The sequence below is a fragment of the Macrococcus sp. 19Msa1099 genome, from assembly GCA_019357535.2.
GTDB lineage: Bacteria > Bacillota > Bacilli > Staphylococcales > Staphylococcaceae > Macrococcoides > Macrococcoides psychrotolerans.
Map to the genome: position 1 here is coordinate 1318044 of CP079955.1, position 23374 is coordinate 1341417.

General features: G+C 37.3%; 24 protein-coding genes and 1 other annotated feature. All 24 genes read right to left on the minus strand.

Going from position 1 to position 23374, the window contains the following annotated elements; translation table 11 throughout:
* Window positions 1–2: 2 nt before the first annotated feature.
* The 24 genes from hisS to KYI10_07025 all read right to left on the minus strand — a co-directional run bounded on the left by hisS (window position 3) and on the right by KYI10_07025 (window position 23368).
* Window positions 3–1262, minus strand: a complete 1260-nt coding sequence (hisS, locus tag KYI10_06910; protein ID QYA32122.2) for a histidine--tRNA ligase — start codon at window positions 1260–1262, stop codon at window positions 3–5.
* Between the two features lie 299 nt (window positions 1263–1561).
* On the minus strand, window positions 1562–2407 hold the full coding sequence (locus KYI10_06915; protein ID QYA32123.1) for an N-acetylmuramoyl-L-alanine amidase: 846 nt from the start codon (window positions 2405–2407) through the stop codon (window positions 1562–1564).
* Window positions 2404–2856: a D-aminoacyl-tRNA deacylase gene (dtd, locus tag KYI10_06920; GenBank protein QYA32124.1), complete on the minus strand. Its 453-nt coding sequence runs from the start codon at window positions 2854–2856 to the stop codon at window positions 2404–2406. Before dtd ends, KYI10_06915 begins: the two co-directional genes overlap by 4 nt.
* An 8-nt stretch (window positions 2857–2864) precedes the next feature.
* Window positions 2865–5057, minus strand: coding sequence for a bifunctional (p)ppGpp synthetase/guanosine-3',5'-bis(diphosphate) 3'-pyrophosphohydrolase (locus KYI10_06925; GenBank protein ID QYA32125.1), 2193 nt, complete (start codon window positions 5055–5057; stop codon window positions 2865–2867).
* A 104-nt stretch (window positions 5058–5161) separates the two neighbouring features.
* Window positions 5162–5683, minus strand: coding sequence for an adenine phosphoribosyltransferase (locus KYI10_06930; protein ID QYA32126.1), 522 nt, complete (start codon window positions 5681–5683; stop codon window positions 5162–5164).
* 10 nt (window positions 5684–5693) lie between these two features.
* Window positions 5694–7955: a single-stranded-DNA-specific exonuclease RecJ gene (recJ, locus tag KYI10_06935; GenBank protein QYA32127.1), complete on the minus strand. Its 2262-nt coding sequence runs from the start codon at window positions 7953–7955 to the stop codon at window positions 5694–5696.
* A 27-nt stretch (window positions 7956–7982) separates the two neighbouring features.
* Complete coding sequence (locus tag KYI10_06940; protein ID QYA32128.1) at window positions 7983–9071, minus strand: amidohydrolase; 1089 nt, start codon at window positions 9069–9071, stop codon at window positions 7983–7985.
* Between the two features lie 19 nt (window positions 9072–9090).
* The gene (locus KYI10_06945; protein ID QYA32129.1) at window positions 9091–10206 is read right to left on the minus strand and encodes a dipeptide epimerase; all 1116 of its coding nucleotides are present in this window, start codon (window positions 10204–10206) and stop codon (window positions 9091–9093) included.
* Between the two features lie 150 nt (window positions 10207–10356).
* Complete coding sequence (secDF, locus tag KYI10_06950) at window positions 10357–12648, minus strand: protein translocase subunit SecDF (GenBank protein QYA32130.1); 2292 nt, start codon at window positions 12646–12648, stop codon at window positions 10357–10359.
* 63 nt (window positions 12649–12711) lie between these two features.
* On the minus strand, window positions 12712–12990 hold the full coding sequence (gene yajC / locus KYI10_06955) for a preprotein translocase subunit YajC (GenBank protein ID QYA32131.1): 279 nt from the start codon (window positions 12988–12990) through the stop codon (window positions 12712–12714).
* A gap of 11 nt (window positions 12991–13001) precedes the next feature.
* Entirely contained in the window at window positions 13002–14141 is a 1140-nt protein-coding gene (gene tgt / locus KYI10_06960) for a tRNA guanosine(34) transglycosylase Tgt (protein ID QYA32132.1), read from the minus strand.
* Between the two features lie 11 nt (window positions 14142–14152).
* Entirely contained in the window at window positions 14153–15175 is a 1023-nt protein-coding gene (gene queA, locus KYI10_06965) for a tRNA preQ1(34) S-adenosylmethionine ribosyltransferase-isomerase QueA (protein ID QYA32133.1), read from the minus strand.
* 2 nt (window positions 15176–15177) lie between these two features.
* Window positions 15178–16191, minus strand: coding sequence for a Holliday junction branch migration DNA helicase RuvB (ruvB, locus tag KYI10_06970; GenBank protein ID QYA32134.1), 1014 nt, complete (start codon window positions 16189–16191; stop codon window positions 15178–15180).
* Window positions 16192–16206: 15 nt separating this feature from the next.
* A complete protein-coding gene (gene ruvA / locus KYI10_06975) occupies window positions 16207–16788 on the minus strand; it encodes a Holliday junction branch migration protein RuvA (GenBank protein ID QYA32135.1) in 582 nt (193 codons plus the stop codon).
* 8 nt (window positions 16789–16796) lie between these two features.
* On the minus strand, window positions 16797–17243 hold the full coding sequence (locus tag KYI10_06980) for an ACT domain-containing protein (GenBank protein QYA32136.1): 447 nt from the start codon (window positions 17241–17243) through the stop codon (window positions 16797–16799).
* 12 nt (window positions 17244–17255) lie between these two features.
* Window positions 17256–18545, minus strand: a complete 1290-nt coding sequence (gene obgE, locus KYI10_06985; GenBank protein ID QYA32137.1) for a GTPase ObgE — start codon at window positions 18543–18545, stop codon at window positions 17256–17258.
* The gene (locus KYI10_06990; protein ID QYA32138.1) at window positions 18546–19034 is read right to left on the minus strand and encodes a Spo0B domain-containing protein; all 489 of its coding nucleotides are present in this window, start codon (window positions 19032–19034) and stop codon (window positions 18546–18548) included.
* 176 nt (window positions 19035–19210) lie between these two features.
* Complete coding sequence (rpmA, locus tag KYI10_06995) at window positions 19211–19495, minus strand: 50S ribosomal protein L27 (GenBank protein QYA32139.1); 285 nt, start codon at window positions 19493–19495, stop codon at window positions 19211–19213.
* 10 nt (window positions 19496–19505) lie between these two features.
* Complete coding sequence (locus KYI10_07000; protein ID QYA32140.1) at window positions 19506–19826, minus strand: ribosomal-processing cysteine protease Prp; 321 nt, start codon at window positions 19824–19826, stop codon at window positions 19506–19508.
* Window positions 19826–20134 (minus strand): 50S ribosomal protein L21, encoded by a 309-nt coding sequence (rplU, locus tag KYI10_07005; protein QYA32141.1) that lies wholly within the window; start codon window positions 20132–20134, stop codon window positions 19826–19828. Before rplU ends, KYI10_07000 begins: the two co-directional genes overlap by 1 nt.
* A 13-nt stretch (window positions 20135–20147) precedes the next feature.
* Window positions 20148–20219 (minus strand) — a sequence feature (ribosomal protein L21 leader region).
* A gap of 51 nt (window positions 20220–20270) precedes the next feature.
* Window positions 20271–20774, minus strand: coding sequence for a rod shape-determining protein MreD (mreD, locus tag KYI10_07010; GenBank protein QYA32142.1), 504 nt, complete (start codon window positions 20772–20774; stop codon window positions 20271–20273).
* Window positions 20774–21637, minus strand: coding sequence for a rod shape-determining protein MreC (mreC, locus tag KYI10_07015; protein ID QYA32143.1), 864 nt, complete (start codon window positions 21635–21637; stop codon window positions 20774–20776). The genes mreD and mreC overlap by 1 nt, the downstream gene beginning before the upstream one ends.
* Window positions 21638–21666: 29 nt before the next feature.
* Window positions 21667–22806, minus strand: coding sequence for a beta-N-acetylhexosaminidase (gene nagZ / locus KYI10_07020; GenBank protein QYA32144.1), 1140 nt, complete (start codon window positions 22804–22806; stop codon window positions 21667–21669).
* Window positions 22807–22957: 151 nt separating this feature from the next.
* Entirely contained in the window at window positions 22958–23368 is a 411-nt protein-coding gene (locus KYI10_07025; GenBank protein QYA32145.1) for a DUF4930 family protein, read from the minus strand.
* Between the last annotated feature and the right edge of the window lie 6 nt (window positions 23369–23374).

A 23374-nucleotide genomic window follows, 5' to 3' on the forward strand; every position in this document is an offset into this window, starting at 1 on the left:
CATTATTCTCCTTTAATATATGATGCAATATCCTGTAATTTAATTGTTTCACTTTCACCGGTCTGCATCGCTTTAATTTGTATTTCATTCGTCTCAATTTCGTCGCTTCCGAGTACAACAGTGTATGTTGCGTGAATACGGTCGGCCTGCTTCATCTGACCTTTCATCTTACGTCCGAGATAGTCCATATCAGCACGTATACCTGCATTACGCAGTTCTGCAACAATCTTAACTGCTTCTTTCACAGTTTCAGGCATCGTTACAACAAATATATCTACTGATTCTTCAACATCAAGTTCAATGCCTTCTGCTTCAATCGCAAGCAATAATCGTTCAATACTTAATGCGAATCCGATTCCTGTTTCTTTAGGTCCATCCAGCATCTCTAATAATCCGTTATAACGACCACCACCACAAAGTGTTGTAATCGCTCCGAAACCTTCCGCTTCACTCATCACTTCAAATGCAGTATGCGTATAGTAATCTAGGCCACGCACTAAATTTGCATCCTCGATATATGGAATGTTTAGCAAGTCTAAGTATTGTTTCACTTCTTCATAATAATTTCTTGAATAATCGTTTAAGTACTCAGTAATCTTCGGTGCTGTTTTAACTGCAGGCTGCTCATGGTCAACCTTACAATCCAGGATACGCATCGGATTCGTATGTAATCTGTTTTTACAGTCATTACAGAAATTATCGATATGTGGTTCAAAATGCTCAATGAGCGCCTGTTTATACTCTTCTCTACTATCCATATCACCAATTGAGTTCAGTACAATCTTAATATGCTTCAACCCAAATGATTTGTATATGTTATACACCATATGAATAACTTCTGCATCAATTGCTGGATTTTCACTACCGATTGCTTCAACACCGAACTGTACAAATTGACGATAACGTCCTTTTTGTTTACGTTCGTAGCGGAACATTGGCCCATTATAATAAAGTTTAACCGGTTGATTAGCATCTCCATTCATCTTATTCTCAATATAACTTCTTACAACAGCTGCTGTCCCTTCTGGACGTAATGTTAAACTACGATCTCCTTTATCTTTGAACGTATACATTTCTTTTTGAACGATATCTGTAGAACCTCCAACACCACGCGCGAAGAGATCCGTCGACTCAAACATTGGTGTACGGATTTCCTTATAGTTATAACTTGCTGCAATATTATGCAACTTTGATTCGACATAGCGCCACTTGGCAGTTTCAGCAGGTAGTATATCTTGTGTTCCTCTTGGTATATTAATCATCATTATCCTCCTTAATATAAAAAAGCCCCTTATGCATATGCATAAGGGACGAAATATTCGTGGTGCCACCCAAATTGATATTCAGTAAAGAATATCCTCTTTAGTACATTTAACGCATGCATTACGGCTTTACTTTCATAAAGCAACCTTGCTTATTGTTCACATTGTCATCATTAATCATCTACTTTCAGCAGCTGTAGATGTCTCTTTAAATAATCAATAACAATATATAAGCTCATAACGGTTGATATGGAATTAATATTAGGTTTATATTACTAATTTAACTGTTTAAAGTCAAGTTAATAAGAAAAGTAATTTCTAAGACCGTCTACTATACTCGTCGTCGTAATCTGACGGTATATTTGGTCGTTCATCATATGTTCATCAGTAGGATTACTTATATATCCAAGTTCTAGCAATACTGCCGGCTGCTTCGTCTGACGTATGACCTGAAAGTTCTCCTGCCTTACACCACGATCAGATAATAACGCTTTTTTCTTAATCGCCATATGCAATGTATCAGCGAGCATTTTTTGTGAGTCTCTATAATAATAGACCGTCAGACCATGTGGTGCTGAACCTTCCAAAGCATCTGCATGAATACTTAAAAATGCATCAGCCTTTCCTTTACGGTCATTCAGCTTAACGTATTCATCAGTTGCGCGCGTCATAATTACATTCGCACCTTCATCCTGTAACTTATCCCTCAGCATGAGACCGGTCTTTAAGGTGATTTCCTTTTCCTTTGTACCATTTCTACTTGATGCACCTTGGTCTGCACCACCATGTCCTGCATCTATGATGATGGTCTTATTTTTTAAAGGGTGTTCCTGATGAACGTGGTCACGTTTAATATTTAAATTCGTGTGCCAACCTGCAATCCATCCTTTTTTCTCATCATTTTGAACGAAGAACCATTTTTTATCCTGCTTCAATATTTTGAAGGACTCACCTTTTTCAACTTTGAAGATTTCAGGATACATCGCACTCGGACCAGTTCTCAGTGAATTGTCTTCAACTAATGACAAACGTTTTGGGTTTTCCTGCTTTGCAATGAAAGCAAACATAATAAGCACAATTAATACCAACAAAGAAAGTGCCAGTAATAGTTTCAATGCTTTTGTCGTCAGTTTTATCTTCGTCATACTAACTTACCATCTTTACTCTCATACATGATGGTAACGGGTCCTTCATTTATCAGTGCAATATCCATCATTTCACCAAAACATCCCTGCACAACCGTCATCCCTTTATTTTTAAGCTGCATATTAAAATAATGGTATAACTGCTCTGCTTTTCGTGGCTGCATAGCTTTAGTAAAGCTTGGACGATTTCCTTTTTTTACATCTGCATACAGTGTAAACTGAGAAATCGACAAAATTTCTCCGTCGATATCCTGAACAGATAAGTTCATCTTACCGCCAGCATCTTCGAAGATTCTAGATTTCACAATTTTATCTGCCAGTACATCTGCATCACGTTCAGTGCTCTCTTCATGAATACCGACAAGTAGCAGCAACCCTTTTTGAACCGATCCGTAATAATCACCACTCTTCACGGAAGCTTCTTTCACTCTTTGTACTAAAACTCTCATACAACACCTCAGTTTAATGTTCTTGTTACTGTATAGATATCACCAAGCTGCTTAATCTTATCTACGACTTTCATTAATTCTGATACATTTCTAACCATGATACTGATATTGATTTTCGCATTCTTATCAACATCAGATTTACCAGAAACTTGAACGAGTGATACTTTCGTCGCATTTATAGCCTGCAGCACTTCATTAATAAGTCCGAGACGGTCGTAAGCTGTTATCTCGAGGTCAACTTGATACGTCTTATTCTCAGAAGAGGAAACAACCCACTCTACGTCGATTAAACGCTCCGTTTCATTTACAACATTAGGGCATTCCGTGCGATGAACTTTTACGCCATGACCTTTAGTAATGTAGCCGATAATCTCATCCCCAGGAATTGGGTTACAGCATTTTGAAAGCTTTATCAGCATGTTATCCATACCTTCGACATATACACCTGACTCTGTCTGGATATTACCCTTCACGCTTAACTGTTTATTTACTTCCTGAACTTGATTGAGCTTCAGTTCCTTCTCTTTAATTCTTTGTTTCTCTGAAAGCTTATTAAAAACAGCCGATGCAGTTAACCCACCAAAACCAATTGCCGCATATACATCCTCAACACTTTGAAAATTATACTTTTCCACGACGGCCTGAATATTTTCTGCCGTCATAATCTCTTCAACTTGATAACCATTTTCTTTAATTTCAGCTTCTATCATAAATCGACCTTTTTCAACATTGCTAGAACGGTCTTGTTTCTTAAAGAAACTCTTTATCTTACTTTTTGCACTTGCACTTTTAACAATTTTCAGCCAGTCACGACTTGGGCCATAAGAATGTTTTGATGTTCTAATCTCTATAATATCTCCCGTCGATAATTCATAATCAATCGGTACAATCTTACCATTTACCTTTGCGCCAATCATCTTGTTGCCGACTTCACTGTGTACAGCATATGCAAAGTCGATCGGCACTGCACCAATCGGAAGCTCAACAACATCTGATTCTGGGGTAAACACATATACTTTATCACTTTGAAGCTCGTACTTTAATGATTCCATAAAAGCTTCCGCATCTGGTGAAGTAGAATCTGTTTCTTCAATTTCCTGCATCCAGCTCATCTTGCTTAAACTTTTCGCTTCATCTGGGTTAACTAATGACTTTCCTTCTTTATATGCCCAGTGCGCAGCAACCCCATGCTCAGCAATTTCATGCATTTCATGTGTTCGAATCTGGATTTCAAGCGGATCGCCATTCGGTCCTACGACTGTTGTATGAAGTGATTGATACATATTGGGTTTCGGCATCGCGATATAGTCCTTAAAACGACCAGGCATCGGTTTCCATAATGTATGTACAAGTCCAAGAACCGCATAACAATCTTTAATACTATCAACAATAATGCGGATTGCTAATAAATCAAATATCTGATCAAACTGCTTCTTCTGTTTAACCATCTTTCTATAAATGCTGTATATATGTTTCGGTCTCCCTGTGATTTCACCATCAATACCTGTAATCTGCATCTCTTTTTGAATATTGTCGATGGCATTCTCTATATAAGATTCACGTTCACTACGTTTCTTTTTCATAAGATGAACAATTCTAAAATACTGGATACTATCAATATATCTCAGTGAAATATCTTCAAGCTCCCATTTTATCGTATTGATACCAAGACGGTGGGCCAGAGGGGCATAGATTTCTAGCGTTTCTTTTGCGATACGCACCTGCTTTTCGTGGGGCATCGCTTTTAATGTACGCATATTATGTAGTCTATCTGCGAGTTTCACGAGAATAACACGGACATCTTTTGCAATTGCAATAAATAGTTTACGATGATTTTCTGCCTGCTCCTCAGCTTTAGAACGGTACTTTACTTTTTCGAGCTTCGTCACCCCATCAACGATATAGGCAACCTCTTCATTGAACATCTGCTTCAGATCTTCATATGTATAAGGCGTATCCTCAACGACATCGTGCAGGAACCCTGCAACGATTGTAGGTCCGTCTAATTTCATTTCGGCAAGTATACCTGCGACCTGGATAGGATGCATGATATAAGGAAGTCCATTTTTACGAAATTGACCTTCATGTGCCTTTTCTGCCAGCTCATAACTTTTTACTACAAACTGATAATCTTTCTCTGACAAATAGCTTCTTGTCATCTCAAGCACATCATCTTTAGTGTATGGATATTCGTTATTCATCCTATCACCTCCTAAGCTATAATGTATTAATAATACTACAATCTATATATAAAATAAATAATATAAAAAAAGAATAAGTACATACTTATCCTTTTTAAACATAATTATTCTTCTTCATACGCAACGAGCGAAATCACATCATATCCTTTTAACTTGTCCATACCGTTCAAGTATTTAAGATCGATGATAAATGCAATCCCTGCAACGATACCACCAAGAGATTCAACTAGCTTAATTGTCGCTTCAATTGTTCCACCTGTAGCAAGTAGATCATCTGTTATTAGTACACGCTGACCCGGTTTTATTGCATCTTTATGCATTGTAAGTACATTCGTGCCATATTCAAGTTCATATTCATAGCTAATGACTTCACGGGGAAGTTTTCCTTTTTTGCGGACAGGTGCAAAGCCAATATTCATCGCATAGGCAACCGGACACCCAATAATAAATCCACGCGCTTCAGGACCTACAACGATATCAACTTGTTTTTCTTTTGCATATTCCACAATCTGATCCGTTGCATATTTATATGCCGTACCGTTATCCATGATTGTTGTAATATCTTTGAAATTTACGCCTGGTTTTGGCCAGTCTTTAACCTGAGTAATATATTGCTTTAGATCCATAATATGCCTCCTAGGACAATGAGTTATTCGATAAGATAAATTGTTTTAATTCATCGAATGATGAAAACAATAGCTTACTTTCTAATTTTAACTGATTTAATCGTGCTTGATAAGTACTTGAGCTCGATAAATCGACCTTTTTATCAACTTCCTGCTTTTTTATAAGTTGACCTTCTTTAATAATAAGGCCAAGTTCATGATACACATCCAGCATAAACAACAAAGTATCCGGTGACACATTTATTGTCTGTAGTAAATAACCGCCTTCTTTTTCCAGATCAATCTCTGGCTTTATCATGATACATTTATATAGCAGCTTAAATTTTTCTGCTGTCGGCATACCTTCAAAATATAATTGTCTTGGTGTGTGAAATATAAAATAGATTAATGTCGCATCCACACTGTTATACGTATCTAAAAACTTTTCTTCACTATCCGGAAGATCACGGAAGATAACTTTGTCATAACCCGATATCGTTTCGCCATAGTGAAAATAATGTTCATTTAATTTATTTTTACGTGGATGAATAATCAATGCAGCACGCTCGTCCTTTAAAAACTTGTATGAATTTGGGTGTACATTTCTAAAATCAATCATCTGCATAGCGTCCTGCTTTATATGACGCACAATCATCTGAGGCTGAACGTTACCATTCCATTCGTTCAGCTGCAGCGTACCTGCCAATTTCACTTGACTGCCTACTGGAAGTTCTGACATTCTTGCCCCTTCATTCCACATAAGTGCATTCAGGGTGTTTTGAACAGTCATCTTTAGATGTGCCTGGTTCTGCCCAATCTGCTTCACATCTGTTAGTTCAGCATTCATTAATGAGAGTAACGGCGCACTGAAGTCTGTTCCGAACGGTCGGAGTTTATCCATATCATTAATATTCTTCACTGTAATATCTGACATTTCAATAGCAGCATCAATTTCTATTTCCTGAATGATTTCACCATGAATACGTGTATCTAAATAGTCATTCAAAGCTTTTTCGAGCTGTTCAATATTTTCAATGGGCAATGTCATCCCTGCTGCCATATGATGTCCACCAAATTTAGTAATAAGATTTCTCGATGCATCAAGACTGTCATACATCGATACTTGCGCAATACTTCTTGCAGAGCCTTTCGCGTAGCCATTATCATAATCAATGTTCAATACGATTGCGGGTAAATGATACTGCTCCGTAATTCTACTTGCGACAATACCAAGTACACCTTCGTTCCAGCCTTCCTTTGCAACAACGATAAAACGATTGCCCTTCGCAATTTTTTCTTCAACATCTATCAATGCTTGTTCAGTAATTGAGCTTACAATCTCCTTACGTTCAATATTGAACTGATCGACTTGTTCGCTCATCCATTCTGCTTCATCTTCATTATCTATCTGCAGTAATTCGCATGCTAATCGTGCATCATCTAATCTACCGACTGCATTCAGTCTCGGACCTATAATAAATCCGACTGTTTCTTCTGTGATTTCACCATTAAAAGCCGCTTGCTTAAGTAATGCCTTCAAGCCCATCGGTGTATGCACATTTAAGGCTTTAAGTCCACGCTTTACGAGCGCTCGATTCTCACCCGTCAATGATACAAGATCACTGATTGTACCAATCGCAACAAATCCAAGTAAGTGCTCATTCATCTGTCCGTTTAATGCACATGCAAGCTTATAGCTCACCCCAACCCCTGCAAGATGATGAAAGGGATAGCTGCCGTCTGGATGCATCGGATGCAGAATTGCATAAGCATCTGGAAGCGTCTGACCAATCTCATGATGATCTGTAATAATTACATCTATCCCTAGTTCGTTCACAATATTTACTTCATGATGACCTTGTATCCCGTTATCAACCGTAATGATTAAAGATACACCCGCATCACTCGCTTCACGAAAAGCCTGCTCATTTGGTCCGTAGCCTTCTGTAAAACGATTCGGAATGTACCAGCCTACGTTTGCACCGATAGACTTCAAGCTATCAACGAGAACAGTGACGCTCGTCACACCATCTGCATCATAGTCTCCATAAACGAGTATCATTTCGTTATTATCTATTGCGGTTTGAATACGCTTAACCGCCTTACTCATGTCATGCATAGCAAATGGATCATGAATGTCATCTGCTGCAAAAATATCATGTAATGCTGCGTCCGTCACAATATGACGAGATTCTAATATTTTCTTATTAATTTCAGTGATGTGATATTTTTTAATTAACGCTGCAGGAATTGTATCTACAGGTTGTTTGACTGTCCATACAGTTTTATCCACAACAATCCCCCTATATAAGTTTGCCTATTATTTATCGATATCTAATAAAAGTTGATAAAATATTTCTATCGCATCAAAGATGACTGATTTATCCAGATTCATATCAGGATGATGCAATCCATGTTCCATATTACACCCAATCCCTAGCATTGTCGACTTGATATCCGGCAGTGCATACGTATAGTTATGGAAATCTTCTGCACCTGGAGTATAGATGGTATCAACATATTCAAATCTTTTGCTTTTTATCGCTTTTTTCAGAAGTTCCTTCGCATCTGGATCTATTTGTGCAGCTACTGTATAACCGTCAATCCTAGTATTGATCAATACATCTTGTTCAGCATATTGAACTTTACTATCATCAAGTATCTTATTAAAAACTGCGATCAGTTCATCCATCGTATCATTATAATTGGCTCTAATATCAAAAGTTACGCTTACGTGCCCAGGAATGGAATTATCTTGTCCGTTCATCGTATTAATCTTTGTCATCTTAACAGAATAATTACGGTTACTTCCCATGTTGATACGCTTTATATGTTCATATATCTCCATTACGATATCAATACTGTTAATTGATTCCCACGGTCGTCCCGCATGCCCTGCTTTAGTAATTACATCCATATAGATTGTACCACTTGCACCATGCTGTATACTTGCAGAAAACTGACCTTTTTTAAGTTCATTTAAAGGACGTACATGCATACCAAATAAATAGTGTACATGTTCGAGAGCTCCTTGTTCATGTTCCACAACATACTTCGCGCCTTCTCCTAGTTCTTCAGCAGGCTGAAAAATAAACTTTAACGTATGTTTCGGTTTATAGTTCATCTCTTTTAGCTTTAAGATGAAGCCTGTTAATATCGTCATATGAACATCATGTCCACATGCATGCAGCACTTTCAATTCATTATTTAAACGGTATGGAAGCGCATCGATATCCGTACGAAATGCAATTGCATCTTTAATCTTACCATCAATTTGCAGCAAAAAACCGGTTTTGTTGAAGCGTTCAATGGTATAGTCCTTTAAATACGTGGTTAAATACTCTGTCGTCTTCTGTTCCTTCCAGCTTACTTCTGCAATACTGTTCAATTCTGTATTAATTTCTTGCATTTCATTTTTAAAGGTGGTGCTATTCATTTATTTCACTCATTTCGAATTGTCGTGTCGTTATTGCATTTAAACTTTGCTGATCTATTTCTATTCCAAGTCCTGGTGCCTCACTTAAGTAGACATATGGAATTTCATATTTTAAATTTCCGATTTCCTTACTGAATAACAGGGGTCCTGTCAGTTCAGTAGACTGTACATTATGATGGCTCATTGCAACATGATACCCCGCAGCACTGCCGATAGAAGATTCGACCATAGAACCTATTTGGCATGGAATATCATGTGCCTCAGCGTAATTAATAATATGAACTGCTGCTTTTATACCCCCACACTTCATTAATTTAACGTTGATTAAATCTGTATTAATATTAAGTTGTACAAGCTGCTTAACATTTAATATACTCTCATCAACCATCAACGGTACTTTCATATGGTCATATAAGTAATTTAGCCCTTCAATTTCCTTATAACTTAACGGTTGTTCTATCCACATTAAATTCGGATAATCTAATTGATTGACCATTTGTGCAACACGTTTCGGCGAAGACCACGCTTGATTACAATCGACACGAACTTCAATCGATTCGTCTACATAATCCAGAATCTGTTCTAACTTTCTGCAGTCCGATACCACATCTCCACCAAGCTTGACTTTAATAACATTGTATCCCTGTTCTATTAAAACATCGATATCATCCTTTAGTTGCTCAAATGGTTTAACGCTTAACACTTTTGCATATGATAGTCTGTCTTTCGTTTTACCACCTAGTAATTCATATAATGGGAGTCCAGCCTTCTTCCCAAGAATATCATGTAATGCAATATCTACAGCTGCTTTTATTGAAGGGTTATGAATGATTAAGTCATCTAATCTATTCAGTATCGCATTAATGTTCAGCGGATTTCTGTTAATCAATGCTGGTGCAATGACATGCTGCATAATTTCAAAAGCTGCATTCACATGTTCCCCATTTACATGTTCATCAGGTACAGCTTCACCATATCCTGTAATGCCTTCGTCTGTTTCTATTGCTAAAATAAATGCCGGCATATAAGGATACGTAGCATAATTAATAACGAATGGTTCTTTTAACGGCAATTCAATTTGATAGCCTGTTATCTTAGTTATTTTCAAGTTCATCCCCCTTTGACTTTACTATTTATCATATCATTTTTTACACAAAAATAGAAAACAGGATATACGCATTTATTTATTTAACAAAGCCCGGGGAACTGTAGTTGTATACAGTTCCCCGGGCTTAGTTTGCCGATCAATAGTCAGCTATTAGACGTAGATTTTTTCTTCGTTCGGTTTCTTCTCTTCATAAACAATAAGTTTGCCGTTTGATTTTTTCAGTTGTTGTTTCTTTAGCATTCCCCAAAGTGGTACTGCAATAAAGACTGAACTGAAGACGCCTGAAATTAATCCGACAAGCAATGCAACCGAGAAGTTAAAGATACTTGTTGCACCGAGTAACATTAATGCGATAACTACGATTAATACTGTCAACACCGTATTGATTGAACGCGTCATCGTCTGACGAATCGAACTGTTTACGATATGATCGATTTGTTCTGGTGTTGTGATAACTTTAATCTTATGTAGATTCTCACGGACACGGTCAAATGTAACGATCGTATCGTTAATTGAATAACCTATAATGGTCAGAACTGCTGCAATGAATGTAACGTCTACTTCCAGGCGGAATATAGTGAAGAATGCAATGATTAAAAATGCATCATGTAATAAAGATAATACGGATGTCAGTCCCATACGCCATTCAAAACGGAATGTAACGTAGATGATGATTCCGATTGAAGCGATAATCACGGATTTAATCGCATTTTTCGCTAATTCTTTACCAATTTCACTTGATACCGTGTTTACGTTTGGCTCATGTCCATATTTTTTAGAGAATGTTGATTTTAAATCATTGATTTGTTCCTTCGTTAACGGATCTTTATATTGTACAGATGCCATTTTTGGATTTTCAGCATTTACGACAACATTTTCACTTGGCATCTTTAACGTTTCTAGCTCTTTTTTAAGTCCATCTTCTTTTAATACTTGTTCACTTTTAATGTCTACACGTGAACCACTCTTAAAGTCGATACCTAAATTTAATCCCATCATCGTAACAATGATACTTCCAATGATAATTGATGCTAATGATAAGCCTAGCAATGGTTTTGCTAACTTCACAAAATCAATACGTTCCCAGGCTGATTTTAAATCCTGAACATCCATACCTTCTGCAATATCATGACGATGCGCTCTGTTGACACCAAAGAATGAAAACTTATTGTCAAACATTCCGGAGTTTACAGCAAGTTTGAGTAAGAAACGTGATAAGAATACTTGCGTAACAAAGATCATTATTATACCAAGCAGTAACATCGTTGCAAACCCTTTTACACTACTCGTTCCAAGGAAGAATAGCACTAATGCAGCCAGTACAGTTGTCAAGTTGGCATCCAATATTGTTAAGAAAGATGAATTCGAGCCTTTTTTGAAGGCTTGTTTGATACTTCTTCCGATTCTAATTTCATCCTTAATACGTTCATACATTATGATATTTGCATCGACTGCCATACCTACACCTAGAACGAGCGCGGCAATGCCTGGTAATGTCAAAACACCTGAAATCAAATTAAAGGCGATCATCGTTAACCAGATGTAGACCGACAATGAAATTACGGCAATAGTTCCTGGTAATCTGTAATAGAGTATCATGAACAAGAAGATTAATCCGACACCAATTGCAGATGCCAATACAGTATCATGTAGTGCATCCTGGCCAAACTGTGCACCAACAGATGTTGAATATACTTCTGTTAATTTCACTGGAAGTGAACCAGAATTTAATAGATCAGCAATTTGTTTTGCACGAATTAAACCATCTTCTCCATTAAATCCACCTGAAATTTCAACATTTTGGGAGTTGATTTCCTGTGATACACCTGCTGCACTCACATATTTTGGTTGTTTTCCCTGCTGTTCTTTTTTTGCTTCTTTCTCGTAGCTATCCTTACCTTCTTCAAAATCCATCCAGATAACCATTATATTTGGATCTTGTTGAGAGATTTTTCTAGTGATTTTAGCAAATTTTTCAGCTGATTTTAATTTTAAAGTAACAACAGGTGCATTGTTTGTCTGATCAAAGCTTTGCTTTGCACCGCCTTGAACAAGATCCTTACCGCTTAATAACAATTTGTCATTTGCATCACGAATTGTCAGATTGGCACTTGTCGATAATATCTTTCTCGCTTCATTCTGATTTTTAACGCCTGCTAACTGTACTCGAATTCTATCTTTATTCTCAATCTGAATTTTAGGTTCGCTTACTCCAAGTACGTTAACACGAGATTCAAGGGTCTTGCTCGTGGCTTTAACAACTTCTGGTGTGATCTTATCTTCTTTTTCAAGTTTATCAACTTTATAAAGTACTTCAAAGCCACCTTGCAGATCTAAGCCGAGATTTACTTTATTCATAATGTCTTTTGCTGTTACACCCATTGTACTGAACAATAATATAGTCAGCAGCAAAAGGGCAACGATTCTGCTACGTTTCTTCACACTTTCACCTCTATAATCCTTTTGATGTAAAAAGTATACATCTAAATTCTGAAGGAATCAAAATTATTTATTAGATACTCCTTTTATCGCTTGTTTTTCGAATGTCATTTCAGTACCTTTATTATTGACGATTAAAGTAACAAATTGATTATCTACAGATTTAACAGTTCCTTGTAATCCTCCGATTGTAGCGACTTTATCTCCACGCTTTAAATTTCTGATCAGCTGCTGCTGTTCTTTCGTACGCTTTTGCTGGGGTTTAATCATAAAAAAGTAAGCAACTGCAAAAATTGCGACTAATGGTAATAAATTGATTAACAATGCTTGTGTTTCTGGGCTCATCTCTGTACCTCCTAAAAGTTTTTCGGATTTTCAACGTTTAATCCGTATTCTTCAAAAAATTCTTCCTTAAAATCTAATAAACGGTCATTTCGAATCGCTTCACGCACTTGTTCCATTAAATTAAGCAAGAAATGCAGATTATGAATTGTCGTTAAACGAATACCAAATGTTTCATCCGCTTTAATCAGATGGCGTAAATAGGCTTTCGTATAATTTTTGCATGTATAGCAGTCACATTTTTCATCTAACGGTGTGAAATCTCTTTCATATTTAGCATTTTTCACAACGACGCGTCCTTTAGATGTCATACATGTTCCGTTTCTTGCAATTCGTGTCGGCAATACACAGTCAAACATATCAATACCACGAATCGCACCTTCAATTAACGCATCCGGAGAACCAACGCCCATTAGATATCTTGGTTTATTAAATGGCATAAGTGGCGTCGTATGTTCAAGTATTCGGTACATTATTGGTTTTGGTTCACCTACAGACAGACCACCAATAGCATAACCCGGGAAGTCCATCGAAACAAGATCCTTTGCAGACTGTGTGCGTAAATCCTCATATTCTCCACCTTGAATAATACCAAATAGCGCTTGGTCCTGGGGACGCTGGTGCGCTTCTAAGCAACGTTCTGCCCAGCGTGAAGTTCTTTCGATACTCGCTTTAACGTATTCATAGGTTGCCGGCATCGGTGGACACTCATCAAAAGCCATCATAATATCTGAGCCAAGATCATTTTGAATATGCATTGCTTTTTCAGGGCTTAAAAATAATTTAGAACCATTCAGATGATGCCTGAAATGCACACCTTCTTCTTCAATCTTACGCATATCGCTTAAGCTGAATACCTGAAAACCGCCACTATCTGTAAGAATCGGACCGTCCCAGTTCATAAACTTATGTAATCCTCCCGCCTCACGGATAACATCATTCCCAGGACGTAACCATAAATGATACGTATTACTTAAAATAATTTTTGCATTCATCGCTTTTAATTCTTCCGGGCTCATCGTCTTAACTGTAGCTTGCGTACCTACTGGCATAAACATCGGTGTTTCAAATGAACCGTGTGGTGTATGCACAATACCAAGGCGTGCGCCAGATTGCTTACAAGTTTTTATATGTTCATATGTTACTGCGTTCATAGTTCTCTCCTTTAATAGATAAACATTGCATCTCCGAAGCTGAAAAATCGATATTTTTCGTTCACAGCTTCATGATATGCATTCATTATAAATTCTTTCGTTGCAAGACTTGAAACAAGCATCACTAATGTTGACTTTGGGAGATGGAAATTTGTAATCATCGCATCCACTGCTTTAAACGAATAACCTGGATAAATAAAGATATCCGTCCAGCCACTCTGTGCTGTAAAATGACCGGAATCATCCACAATTGTCTCTAACGTACGTGTTGAGGTTGTACCTACTGTAATAATTCGGTTTCCACCATTACGTGTGTCATTTAATAGCTTTGCTGTTTCTTCGCTCATCTCGTAATATTCACTATGCATCTTATGACTTTCAACATCATCGACACTCACCGGACGAAATGTACCGAGACCTACATGCAGCGTGATATATGCGATATTAATACCTTGAGCTTTAATATCTTCAAGCAAAGATTCTGTAAAATGTAATCCTGCAGTAGGCGCAGCTGCACTTCCCGTAGCACGTGCATAGACTGTCTGATATCGGCTTTGGTCTTCTAGTGTTTCTTTAATATAAGGGGGTAAAGGCATCAACCCAAGCTCATCCAGACGCTCCTGAAGTATCCCATCATAGCTCAGCTGCATAATTCGGCCGCCCTGATCAAGTTCCTCCACGCAAGTTGCAATAATCTTACCCTCACCGAATGATATGCGCGTTCCAATCATAACACGCTTTGCCGGCTTGATCAGAACTTCCCAGCCGTTATCATGTTCTGTCAGCATCAGCATTTCAATCTTCGCACCTGTATCTTCCTTTAAACCGAACAATCGTGCTGGCATAACCTTCGTATCATTCAGTACTAAAGTATCTCCTGCATTCAAGTAATCGATTATCGATCTAAAGTTTGTATGCTTGATTTCACCGGTATGCTTATTCAGTGTAAGGAGTCGACTTGCTGTACGGTCTTGTAATGGTGTCTGAGCAATAAGAGACTCCGGTAAGTTAAAATCGAATTCATTTACATCCACAATTATTTCCTCTTTTCATTAACGTATGGCACATTCAGATGTTCATAGGCATGTACAGTTGCAACACGCCCTCGTGCAGTTCTTTCTAGTAAGCCTTTTTGAATCAAGTAAGGTTCATAAACATCTTCTAAAGTTATGCGTTCTTCTCCTATGGAGACTGCAATCGTATCTAATCCTACTGGTCCACCATTGTAACGTTCGATGATGGCACGTAAAATCTTGTGATCGATATGGTCAAGTCCATATTGATCCACTTGTAATAGGTTCAATGCATGCGTCGTCATTTCAATATCAATTAGTCCATTATTTCTAACTTGTGCAAAATCTCTTACACGCTTTAACAGTCGATTCGCTATTCTTGGAGTACCTCGACTTCTTAGCGCAATTTCCTGTACAGATTGTGCATCTATTGAAACCTCAAACACATCTGCTGTTCTTGACACAATATGGGACAAGTCTTTTATCTCATAGTAATCCAATCTCAGATGGACGCCAAATCGATCCCTAAGCGGTGCTGACAAACTTCCTGCCCGCGTAGTGGCTCCAACAAGCGTAAATGGAGGAAGATCGATTCTGATACTTCGCGCTTCCTCTCCTTTTCCAACTACAATATCTAAGCAGAAATCTTCCATCGCAGGATAGAGTACTTCTTCTACAACACGTGATATTCTATGAATTTCATCAATGAACAAAACGTCACCCGCATTTAGGCTCGACAAGATTGCTGCTAAATCTCCTGGTCTTTCAATTGAAGGACCAGATGTAATTTTGATATTGACATCGAGTTCATGCGCAATAATATTCGCGAGCGTCGTCTTACCTAATCCTGGCGGCCCATAGAGTAGTACATGATCAAGCGCTTCATTTCTGAGCTTTGCAGCTTGAATAAAAACATCAAGATTCTCCTTTATCTTATGCTGTCCAATATATTGGGAAAGTCGCTCTGGTCTAAGAGAGAGTTCTTCTTCAACTTCATCATGATCAATTAAATTGTTATCAACGATTCTATCGTCCAAAATAACACATCCTTTTTATGACACAAACATCTGCAATCCTTGCTTTACATACTCATCCACACTACTAAACTGTTTTTTCTTGAGCTCTTTTTCAATCTTAGAAATCTCTCGCTTTGAATATCCTAATGCTTCAAATGCAAGCAATGCTTCGTTTAATAGTGTATCATTTACTTCTTTAAATAATTCACTTTCATCCGCAATCGTCAATTTACCTTTTAAATCTAGAATGATTTGTCTTGCCGTCTTCTTCCCTATTCCTGGGAATTTAATTAAATAACTTTCACTCTCCGACTCAATTGCTCTAATAATCTCTTGAGGAGTACTTGTAGCTAATATTGCAAGCGCTGATTTTGGTCCAATTCCTGTTACTTTATTCAAAGCGTTAAACATCGCTTTCTCTTCCTCATCTTTAAAACCATAGAGTAACTGTGCATCTTCTCTTACAACAAGCTGTGTATGAAGTGTAATCATCTGATTTAACTGATGATTAAACCGGTAAGGGTTCGGAGTTAGACATTCATATCCTATCCCACTCACTTCAATTACAAGATGCGTTGGCAGTACTGTTATTACTTTACCTTTTAAATATGCGTACATAGTTCCTCCTATAAGCTCATTCCAAGGAGCTTTACATCATTAACATGCTCTATCGAACCAATTGCTTCAATAAGTTCGTTAATTGTCATGTCGATATTTGTAGCATTCAATGAAATCGTAATGGTCGTCTTCTCTTTAATCGGAATGGTCTGATGTATCGTTAATACTGACCCATTCTGTAACGCAATAAAGGATAGTATCTTACTTAAAAGTCCGACCTTATCATCCACTTGTACCATTATCGTCAAATTCTTCTCACGCGCCTTTTCATCAACCGGGAAGATCGTATCCTTATATTTATAATAAGCGCTTCGTGATAAATCATGTTTTTTAACGGCATCAAAGATAGATAGTTTAGGATTCTTATCGAGTAGATCCTTGATCAATAGTGTCTTCTTTACAGATTCAGGCAGTACATCTTCACGTATTAAATAAAATTTCTTTTGTGTCGTCATTAAATACACCTTCTATTCAATAAATTCAAATTCACCACGCAGAATACGTACTGTATCTCCATTTTTTGCCCCACGTTCACGCAGTGCATCATCGATACCCATCGTACGCATTTGTCTAGCAAAACGGCGCACCGACGCATCTCTTGTGAAGTCTGTCATCTTGAACAGACGTTCTATCGAGTTACCGCTTACGACATATGCACCGTCGTCATCACGCGTAATTTCAAAATGATCCACTGATTTCTCATGTTTATACATGACACGATGAACTGCACTCGCTTCTTCATCTAGATCATAATCGATATCTTTCGTTTCATCTAATATATCGGCGGTTTTATATAGTAATGTATCAATATTTTGATACGTTGCCGCACTCAGTTCGATGATTTCAACGTCTTCTTCCAATTTAGATTTAAATTCCTGTAAATATTCCTCAGCATTTGGCATATCCATCTTGTTCGCTACAATAATTTGAGGACGACGCGCAAGCTTTTCATTATATTGCTTCAATTCTTTGTTTATCGTTGTATAGTCTTCAAATGGATCACGACCATCCGTACGTCCCATATCGATCATGTGGATAATAACACGCGTACGCTCAACATGTTTAAGAAACTGATGTCCAAGCCCAACACCTTCTGATGCTCCTTCTATTAACCCTGGAAGATCCGCCATCACAAAACTACGTTGATCTTTCGTCTGAACTACACCAAGATTTGGTTTAATCGTAGTAAAGTGATAGGCACCGATCTTAGGCTTTGCTTTAGAAACAATCGATAGTAAAGTAGATTTACCTACACTTGGATACCCAACGAGGCCAACATCTGCCAGTAACTTTAATTCGAGTGAAACTTCTATTTCCTCACCCGGTTCACCATTCTCACAGAAGTCAGGTGCAGGGTTACTTGCAGATGCGAAGCGGGAATTTCCTCGTCCACCACGACCGCCACGTGCAACTACTGCACGCTGTTCATGTGTCACCAAATCTGCAATAATTTCACCCGTCTCTGCATTTTTGATAACTGTGCCAGGCGGAACTTTTAACACTAGATCTTTCGCTCCGCGACCATGCATATTGCTCGACTGTCCATTTTCACCTTGTTCCGCTTTAAACATACGTTGAAATCTGAAATCAAGCAGTGTTCTGAGACCCTCATCTACTTCAAATACAATTGAGGCACCCTTTCCACCATCCCCACCTGATGGTCCACCGAGTGGAACATATTTTTCACGACGATAAGCAACGATTCCGTTACCACCATCTCCTGCTTTTAAATTAATCTTTACCTGATCTATAAACATTTAGACACCTCTTTTATTTATTTCATATTCATATTCTACTAAATTCTGATTCATTTCAGTTATTGCCGGATGTATCGCTTTATCCATAATCCTCCCTGTTAAAACAAATAACAGTTCAAATGCAGCTTCAGTTTCAAAGATACTGATCGTTATCAGTCCCTTTTCTTCAATACGATGTCCGGCATCTGCAAACACATCATTAAATATTGACGAAACACGCCTATCATATAAGCCAATTGCACTTGATAGCGTACCTATTTCAAATGCGAAGTCAAATTTATGCTGTTCTATTTTGTATCGTATGTAACAATCAATCGTCTGATTTAATGGCAACTTTAAAAAGTCTTGTTCATCTTTAAATGACATGACAACGCTTTGTATAAGTCTATCTCTTTTCTCATGTTCTCCGAGCTGTGTATATGTATCTATCAACTGCAATTGGTTTGCAAAATCATGTTTCATCTTAAAGTATATATCTCGGCGATTCATTTCCTCACCTCTTATATAGTATAACATGGAATAACACTTTGTATACGTCAGACGAACACTATTATGTGTGATAAAAAAAGGACAGCATACAAAATCATTGAGGATTTTGTACATGTCCGGTATTAAATAAAATGAAAAAGGACTTGAGACAACTGTCCCAAGTCCCACGATTCACATTATTTCGCTTCAGCGTATACTGATACTTTCTTTTTGTCGCGTCCGAAACGTTCGAATTTAACAACGCCATCAATTTTAGCGTAAAGCGTATCATCTCCACCACGACCTACGTTCTCACCAGCAAAAATTTTAGTACCGCGTTGACGGTATAAAATTGAACCACCAGTTACGAATTGACCGTCAGCACGTTTAGCACCTAAACGTTTTGATTCAGAGTCACGACCGTTACGTGTAGAACCTACCCCTTTTTTCGATGCGAAGAATTGTAAGTTTAATTTTAACATGAGTTACACCTCACTTATAATTTAATTTTATATACTGTCCGTATTCAGCTTCAATTGTCTGTAGCGACACGAGCATTGACTGTATGATCAGTTGCGCTTCCTTATTATTAAGGTCTACAACTCTAGCAGTAAAATAACCGCCATCATCTGCATAATCAATATCGGGTCTTTCATCTGTCAAACCCATAACTGCATTCATACTACCAAATACAACTGCTGATGCGCCCGCACACACAAGATCCTGCCCATGAGGTGCGCTATCCGCATGGCCTTCCATAGTAAACTCAGTTACTTGTCCATCTTCATTGACCAAGACGGTAACATTAATCATTACGCGTTAATCGCTTCAATAACTAATTTTGTGTAAGGTTGACGATGACCTTGTTTACGTTTGTAGTTTTTCTTTGGTTTGTATTTGAATACAGTGATTTTTTTACCGCGACCGTGTTTTTCAACCTTCGCTGTAACAGTAGCACCTTCAACTACAGGTGAACCAACTTTAACTGTTTCTCCACCAACCATTAATACTTGATCAAACGTGAATGTTGAACCTTCTTCTGCGTTTAATTTCTCAACCCAGATTTCTTGACCTTGCTCAACTTTTAATTGTTTTCCACCAGTTTCAATAATTGCAAACATACTTGCACCTCCTATTATTTATAAGTCACGCCATCTTTAGGTGGATCACTCACTTAAACCTAAAGTTGTGCGGTTGTATGTAGCTTGAAACTACTCAACTTCAATATGATATCATCAGAATTGTAAATAGTCAATTTTAAATTGTATATTTATCTAATATTTTAAGAAGTATCGGAAACACAATGATAATAAACAGGAAATTAATAAGTAATGTCGGAATTAAATGCGTGAAAACAAATCCAAAACCACCTGTTGTGGCCAGCCCAAGTACCTTAACTGTTATAAACTTAAAGCTTTCGAATAACAATACAAATAACAGCAATAAAGCAATCATCATCTTTAAGTCTTTATAAAAAACTTTAAAGAGCTGGTCCATCAGCAACACTGCAATAATAAATCCAAATGTATAGAGCCCGTATATATTGCCAATGTAAATGTCACATAGAATACCAAATAAAATGGCTAAGATCAGTGCAATTTTCGGATTCTTATATACCGTTAGTATCAGCAAGTATATTAATACGAGGTGGGGTATAAAGTAGAGCTCATATCCAAAGAAGTTTATAGGCATAAATGTCGTTATTAAATTATTTATAAGTAACAGCAACAATGCGATAGCAGGAAAAATAATGATTTGCATTATTCTCCACTTCCTTCAAGCGTAACAGCTTTGGGACTTTTCTTCGCGATATATACTTGGGAAAGACCTTTTAAATCTGCAGAAGTTTCAACATACGCAATCTGGCTAAGACCATACTCATCATTTTCTACTTTTTTAACTTTCCCTATAAGAATTCCTTTAGGAAACTGACCTCCAAGTCCACTTGTCACAACTCTCGTTCCAACTTTAACTTTAACGTTATTATCAATGTCAGAAATTACCAGCAAGTTCTTCTTATCATCAAAATGGTCTACCATACCGAAGATTTCTTCATCACCCTGCTGAAGCGTGACACTAATTTTACTTGCTTTAACATTTGAAGTAATCATTTCCACTTGTGATGAGTAGCTATTTACTTTCTTTAGTCGACCGACCAATCCTTCAGTCGTAATTACAGCCATATTCTCTTTGAAACCGGAAGATTTCCCTTTATTAATGATCATCGTATTCATCCACTGATCATGATTTCTACTGATGACAGTTGAAATTTCAGGCTCATAGATGGAAATACTTTCTGTCTTTAAGGCATGACGTAATTCTTGGTTCTCTTTATCAAGCCTATAGTTATCAGCTTCCACCTGCTCAAACCCCTTTATCTTTTGTTTGAGCTTCTTATTTTCTTCATTAGCATCCCACATATGTATTACATTGCTGAAGTTCGATGTTACAAACATAGCAGGATAGGATACAATACGCTGACCAGCTGCAACGGTATCTCCAGCAAATGCTTCTGCTGTAGAAGTTGCGCGCTCTTTTAAAGATACACCGACGAATACGATAAAGACAATCAGCCCGAATAAAATAAAGACCAGTTTATTTCTTTTGTAGAAATTAGGCAACATTAACACCTCATTATAGAATATTCAATATATTATAAGATACCATATTTAAGCTTTAATCTGATTATTTTTTCATTATTTTCATCAATTATTTTTTTATCTATATTGCCGTTTTCAACATTCGATTTAACATATTGAATCAGTGTATCAACATCTACAGCATCACTTCCGATGAGCATGATTGTCTCACCTGACTGAAGCCCACGAACAACTGCCTCATTCAAAGAATAGCGATTACTGATTGCACCCATATTTAGATCATCTGAAATGATAACGCCTTTATACCCGAGCCTTTTCTTTAATATATTTGTCACAATTTCTTTACTGATAGATGCCGGGTAGTTACTATCGATGCTCGGAAATGAAATATGGCTGACCATTATCATATCGATTCCATCATCAATATGTCGTTTAAATGGAAGCAGTTCGAACTTCATAAGCTCATCAAGTGATTTATTGCTCACAGGTAGTGTCACGTGACTATCTGCAACCGTATCTCCATGCCCTGGAAAGTGTTTGCCACTCGTAATGATTCCGCTATCGTTTATGCCTCGACGAAACGAACGACTCATGTCCGACACTGTATTTGCATCGTGACCAAAACTTCTGTCTCCAATTACTTTATTCACTGGATTGCTCCAAATATCCAGTACAGGTGCAAAGTCCAGATTAAATCCCATACGTTTCACATTTTCTCCAATATATCTCCCCTGCTGATATGCATACTGTTTATCATGCGATAAACCTATTGTGTAGGCGGATTCAATATTTTTTATAGAAGCTGGCAATCGATTCACTCTGCCGCCTTCTTGATCTATTCCGATAAACATCGGTATGTCAGTGGCATTGTGAAAGATATCCCGATTCAGTTGCGTTACTTGAGATTCATTCACTATATTTCTCTTAAACAAAATAACACCACCAATTTTGCGAGCAGAGTATCTTTTTAAGGCTGCATTATAATCCGTACCGTTAAAGCCCAGCACGAGCTGTTGCGCTATCTTTTCTTCAAGTGTCATTGAACTTGCGTAATAAGTGGTCAGATCAACATGTGATAACTTCTGTATTTCAACGATAGGATGTTGTACTTTAGCTATTTTATGATTATTGCATGCAGTTAATATTAAAAAGACAGGAATAAGTAGAATTAAAATAAAGTGATTGTGTTTCATATATTCTCCTAGTTCATAGTGTGGGACTTATGAATGATAACATTCTAAGTTATATTTCAAGTTGTTTATAAAAAAACAAGAACTATACAGAAAATAACATACATTTTCTATGCATAGTTCAAGTTATATTATTGGTGTATTTATCATACCATTAATAGGCTGAAATATCCTTTAATTCAATTCTTTGACTGCGTTTTGTTAATGCTTGATCCAGCGCATACTCATCAGCATAAACTTGTACTTGCTGTTCCCCAAATCGATAGAGAATATAATCATTACCACGCTTACCAGCCAGATATTCATCGTTATATCCCATTAAACTTAAACCTGAAACTGCCATAAACTCCTGCTTGTCCATGAAATTAAATGCATTTTTAACTTGAGATAAAGGAATATTTCTAAATAATGCATTATCTTCGAGGTTGTATGTGACTGCTTCTCTTTCATTCTCTGGTTGATTCGGATTATTTGCAAACGGATTGAGCTGTATAATTAAATATATCATGATACATACAGTCACAATCAGTGTTAATTTTATTATTGCTTTCAAAAACTTAAACATTCGGAC

What these genes read in the sequence shown, in the direction of transcription:
- hisS (QYA32122.2), bottom strand. Translation starts at nt 1,262, where the DNA reads ATGATTAATATACCAAGAGGAACACAAGATATACTACCTGCTGAAACT.
- KYI10_06915 (QYA32123.1), bottom strand. Translation starts at nt 2,407, where the DNA reads ATGACGAAGATAAAACTGACGACAAAAGCATTGAAACTATTACTGGCA.
- dtd (QYA32124.1), bottom strand. Translation starts at nt 2,856, where the DNA reads ATGAGAGTTTTAGTACAAAGAGTGAAAGAAGCTTCCGTGAAGAGTGGT.
- KYI10_06925 (QYA32125.1), bottom strand. Translation starts at nt 5,057, where the DNA reads ATGAATAACGAATATCCATACACTAAAGATGATGTGCTTGAGATGACA.
- KYI10_06930 (QYA32126.1), bottom strand. Translation starts at nt 5,683, where the DNA reads ATGGATCTAAAGCAATATATTACTCAGGTTAAAGACTGGCCAAAACCA.
- KYI10_06940 (QYA32128.1), bottom strand. Translation starts at nt 9,071, where the DNA reads ATGCAAGAAATTAATACAGAATTGAACAGTATTGCAGAAGTAAGCTGG.
- yajC (QYA32131.1), bottom strand. Translation starts at nt 12,990, where the DNA reads ATGAGCCCAGAAACACAAGCATTGTTAATCAATTTATTACCATTAGTC.
- tgt (QYA32132.1), bottom strand. Translation starts at nt 14,141, where the DNA reads ATGAACGCAGTAACATATGAACATATAAAAACTTGTAAGCAATCTGGC.
- ruvA (QYA32135.1), bottom strand. Translation starts at nt 16,788, where the DNA reads ATGTACGCATATTTAAAAGGTAAAGTAATAACAGTACTGCCAACGCAT.
- KYI10_06980 (QYA32136.1), bottom strand. Translation starts at nt 17,243, where the DNA reads ATGACGACACAAAAGAAATTTTATTTAATACGTGAAGATGTACTGCCT.
- obgE (QYA32137.1), bottom strand. Translation starts at nt 18,545, where the DNA reads ATGTTTATAGATCAGGTAAAGATTAATTTAAAAGCAGGAGATGGTGGT.
- KYI10_06990 (QYA32138.1), bottom strand. Translation starts at nt 19,034, where the DNA reads ATGAATCGCCGAGATATATACTTTAAGATGAAACATGATTTTGCAAAC.
- rpmA (QYA32139.1), bottom strand. Translation starts at nt 19,495, where the DNA reads ATGTTAAAATTAAACTTACAATTCTTCGCATCGAAAAAAGGGGTAGGT.
- KYI10_07000 (QYA32140.1), bottom strand. Translation starts at nt 19,826, where the DNA reads ATGATTAATGTTACCGTCTTGGTCAATGAAGATGGACAAGTAACTGAG.
- rplU (QYA32141.1), bottom strand. Translation starts at nt 20,134, where the DNA reads ATGTTTGCAATTATTGAAACTGGTGGAAAACAATTAAAAGTTGAGCAA.
- mreD (QYA32142.1), bottom strand. Translation starts at nt 20,774, where the DNA reads ATGCAAATCATTATTTTTCCTGCTATCGCATTGTTGCTGTTACTTATA.
- mreC (QYA32143.1), bottom strand. Translation starts at nt 21,637, where the DNA reads ATGTTGCCTAATTTCTACAAAAGAAATAAACTGGTCTTTATTTTATTC.
- nagZ (QYA32144.1), bottom strand. Translation starts at nt 22,806, where the DNA reads ATGAAACACAATCACTTTATTTTAATTCTACTTATTCCTGTCTTTTTA.
- KYI10_07025 (QYA32145.1), bottom strand. Translation starts at nt 23,368, where the DNA reads ATGTTTAAGTTTTTGAAAGCAATAATAAAATTAACACTGATTGTGACT.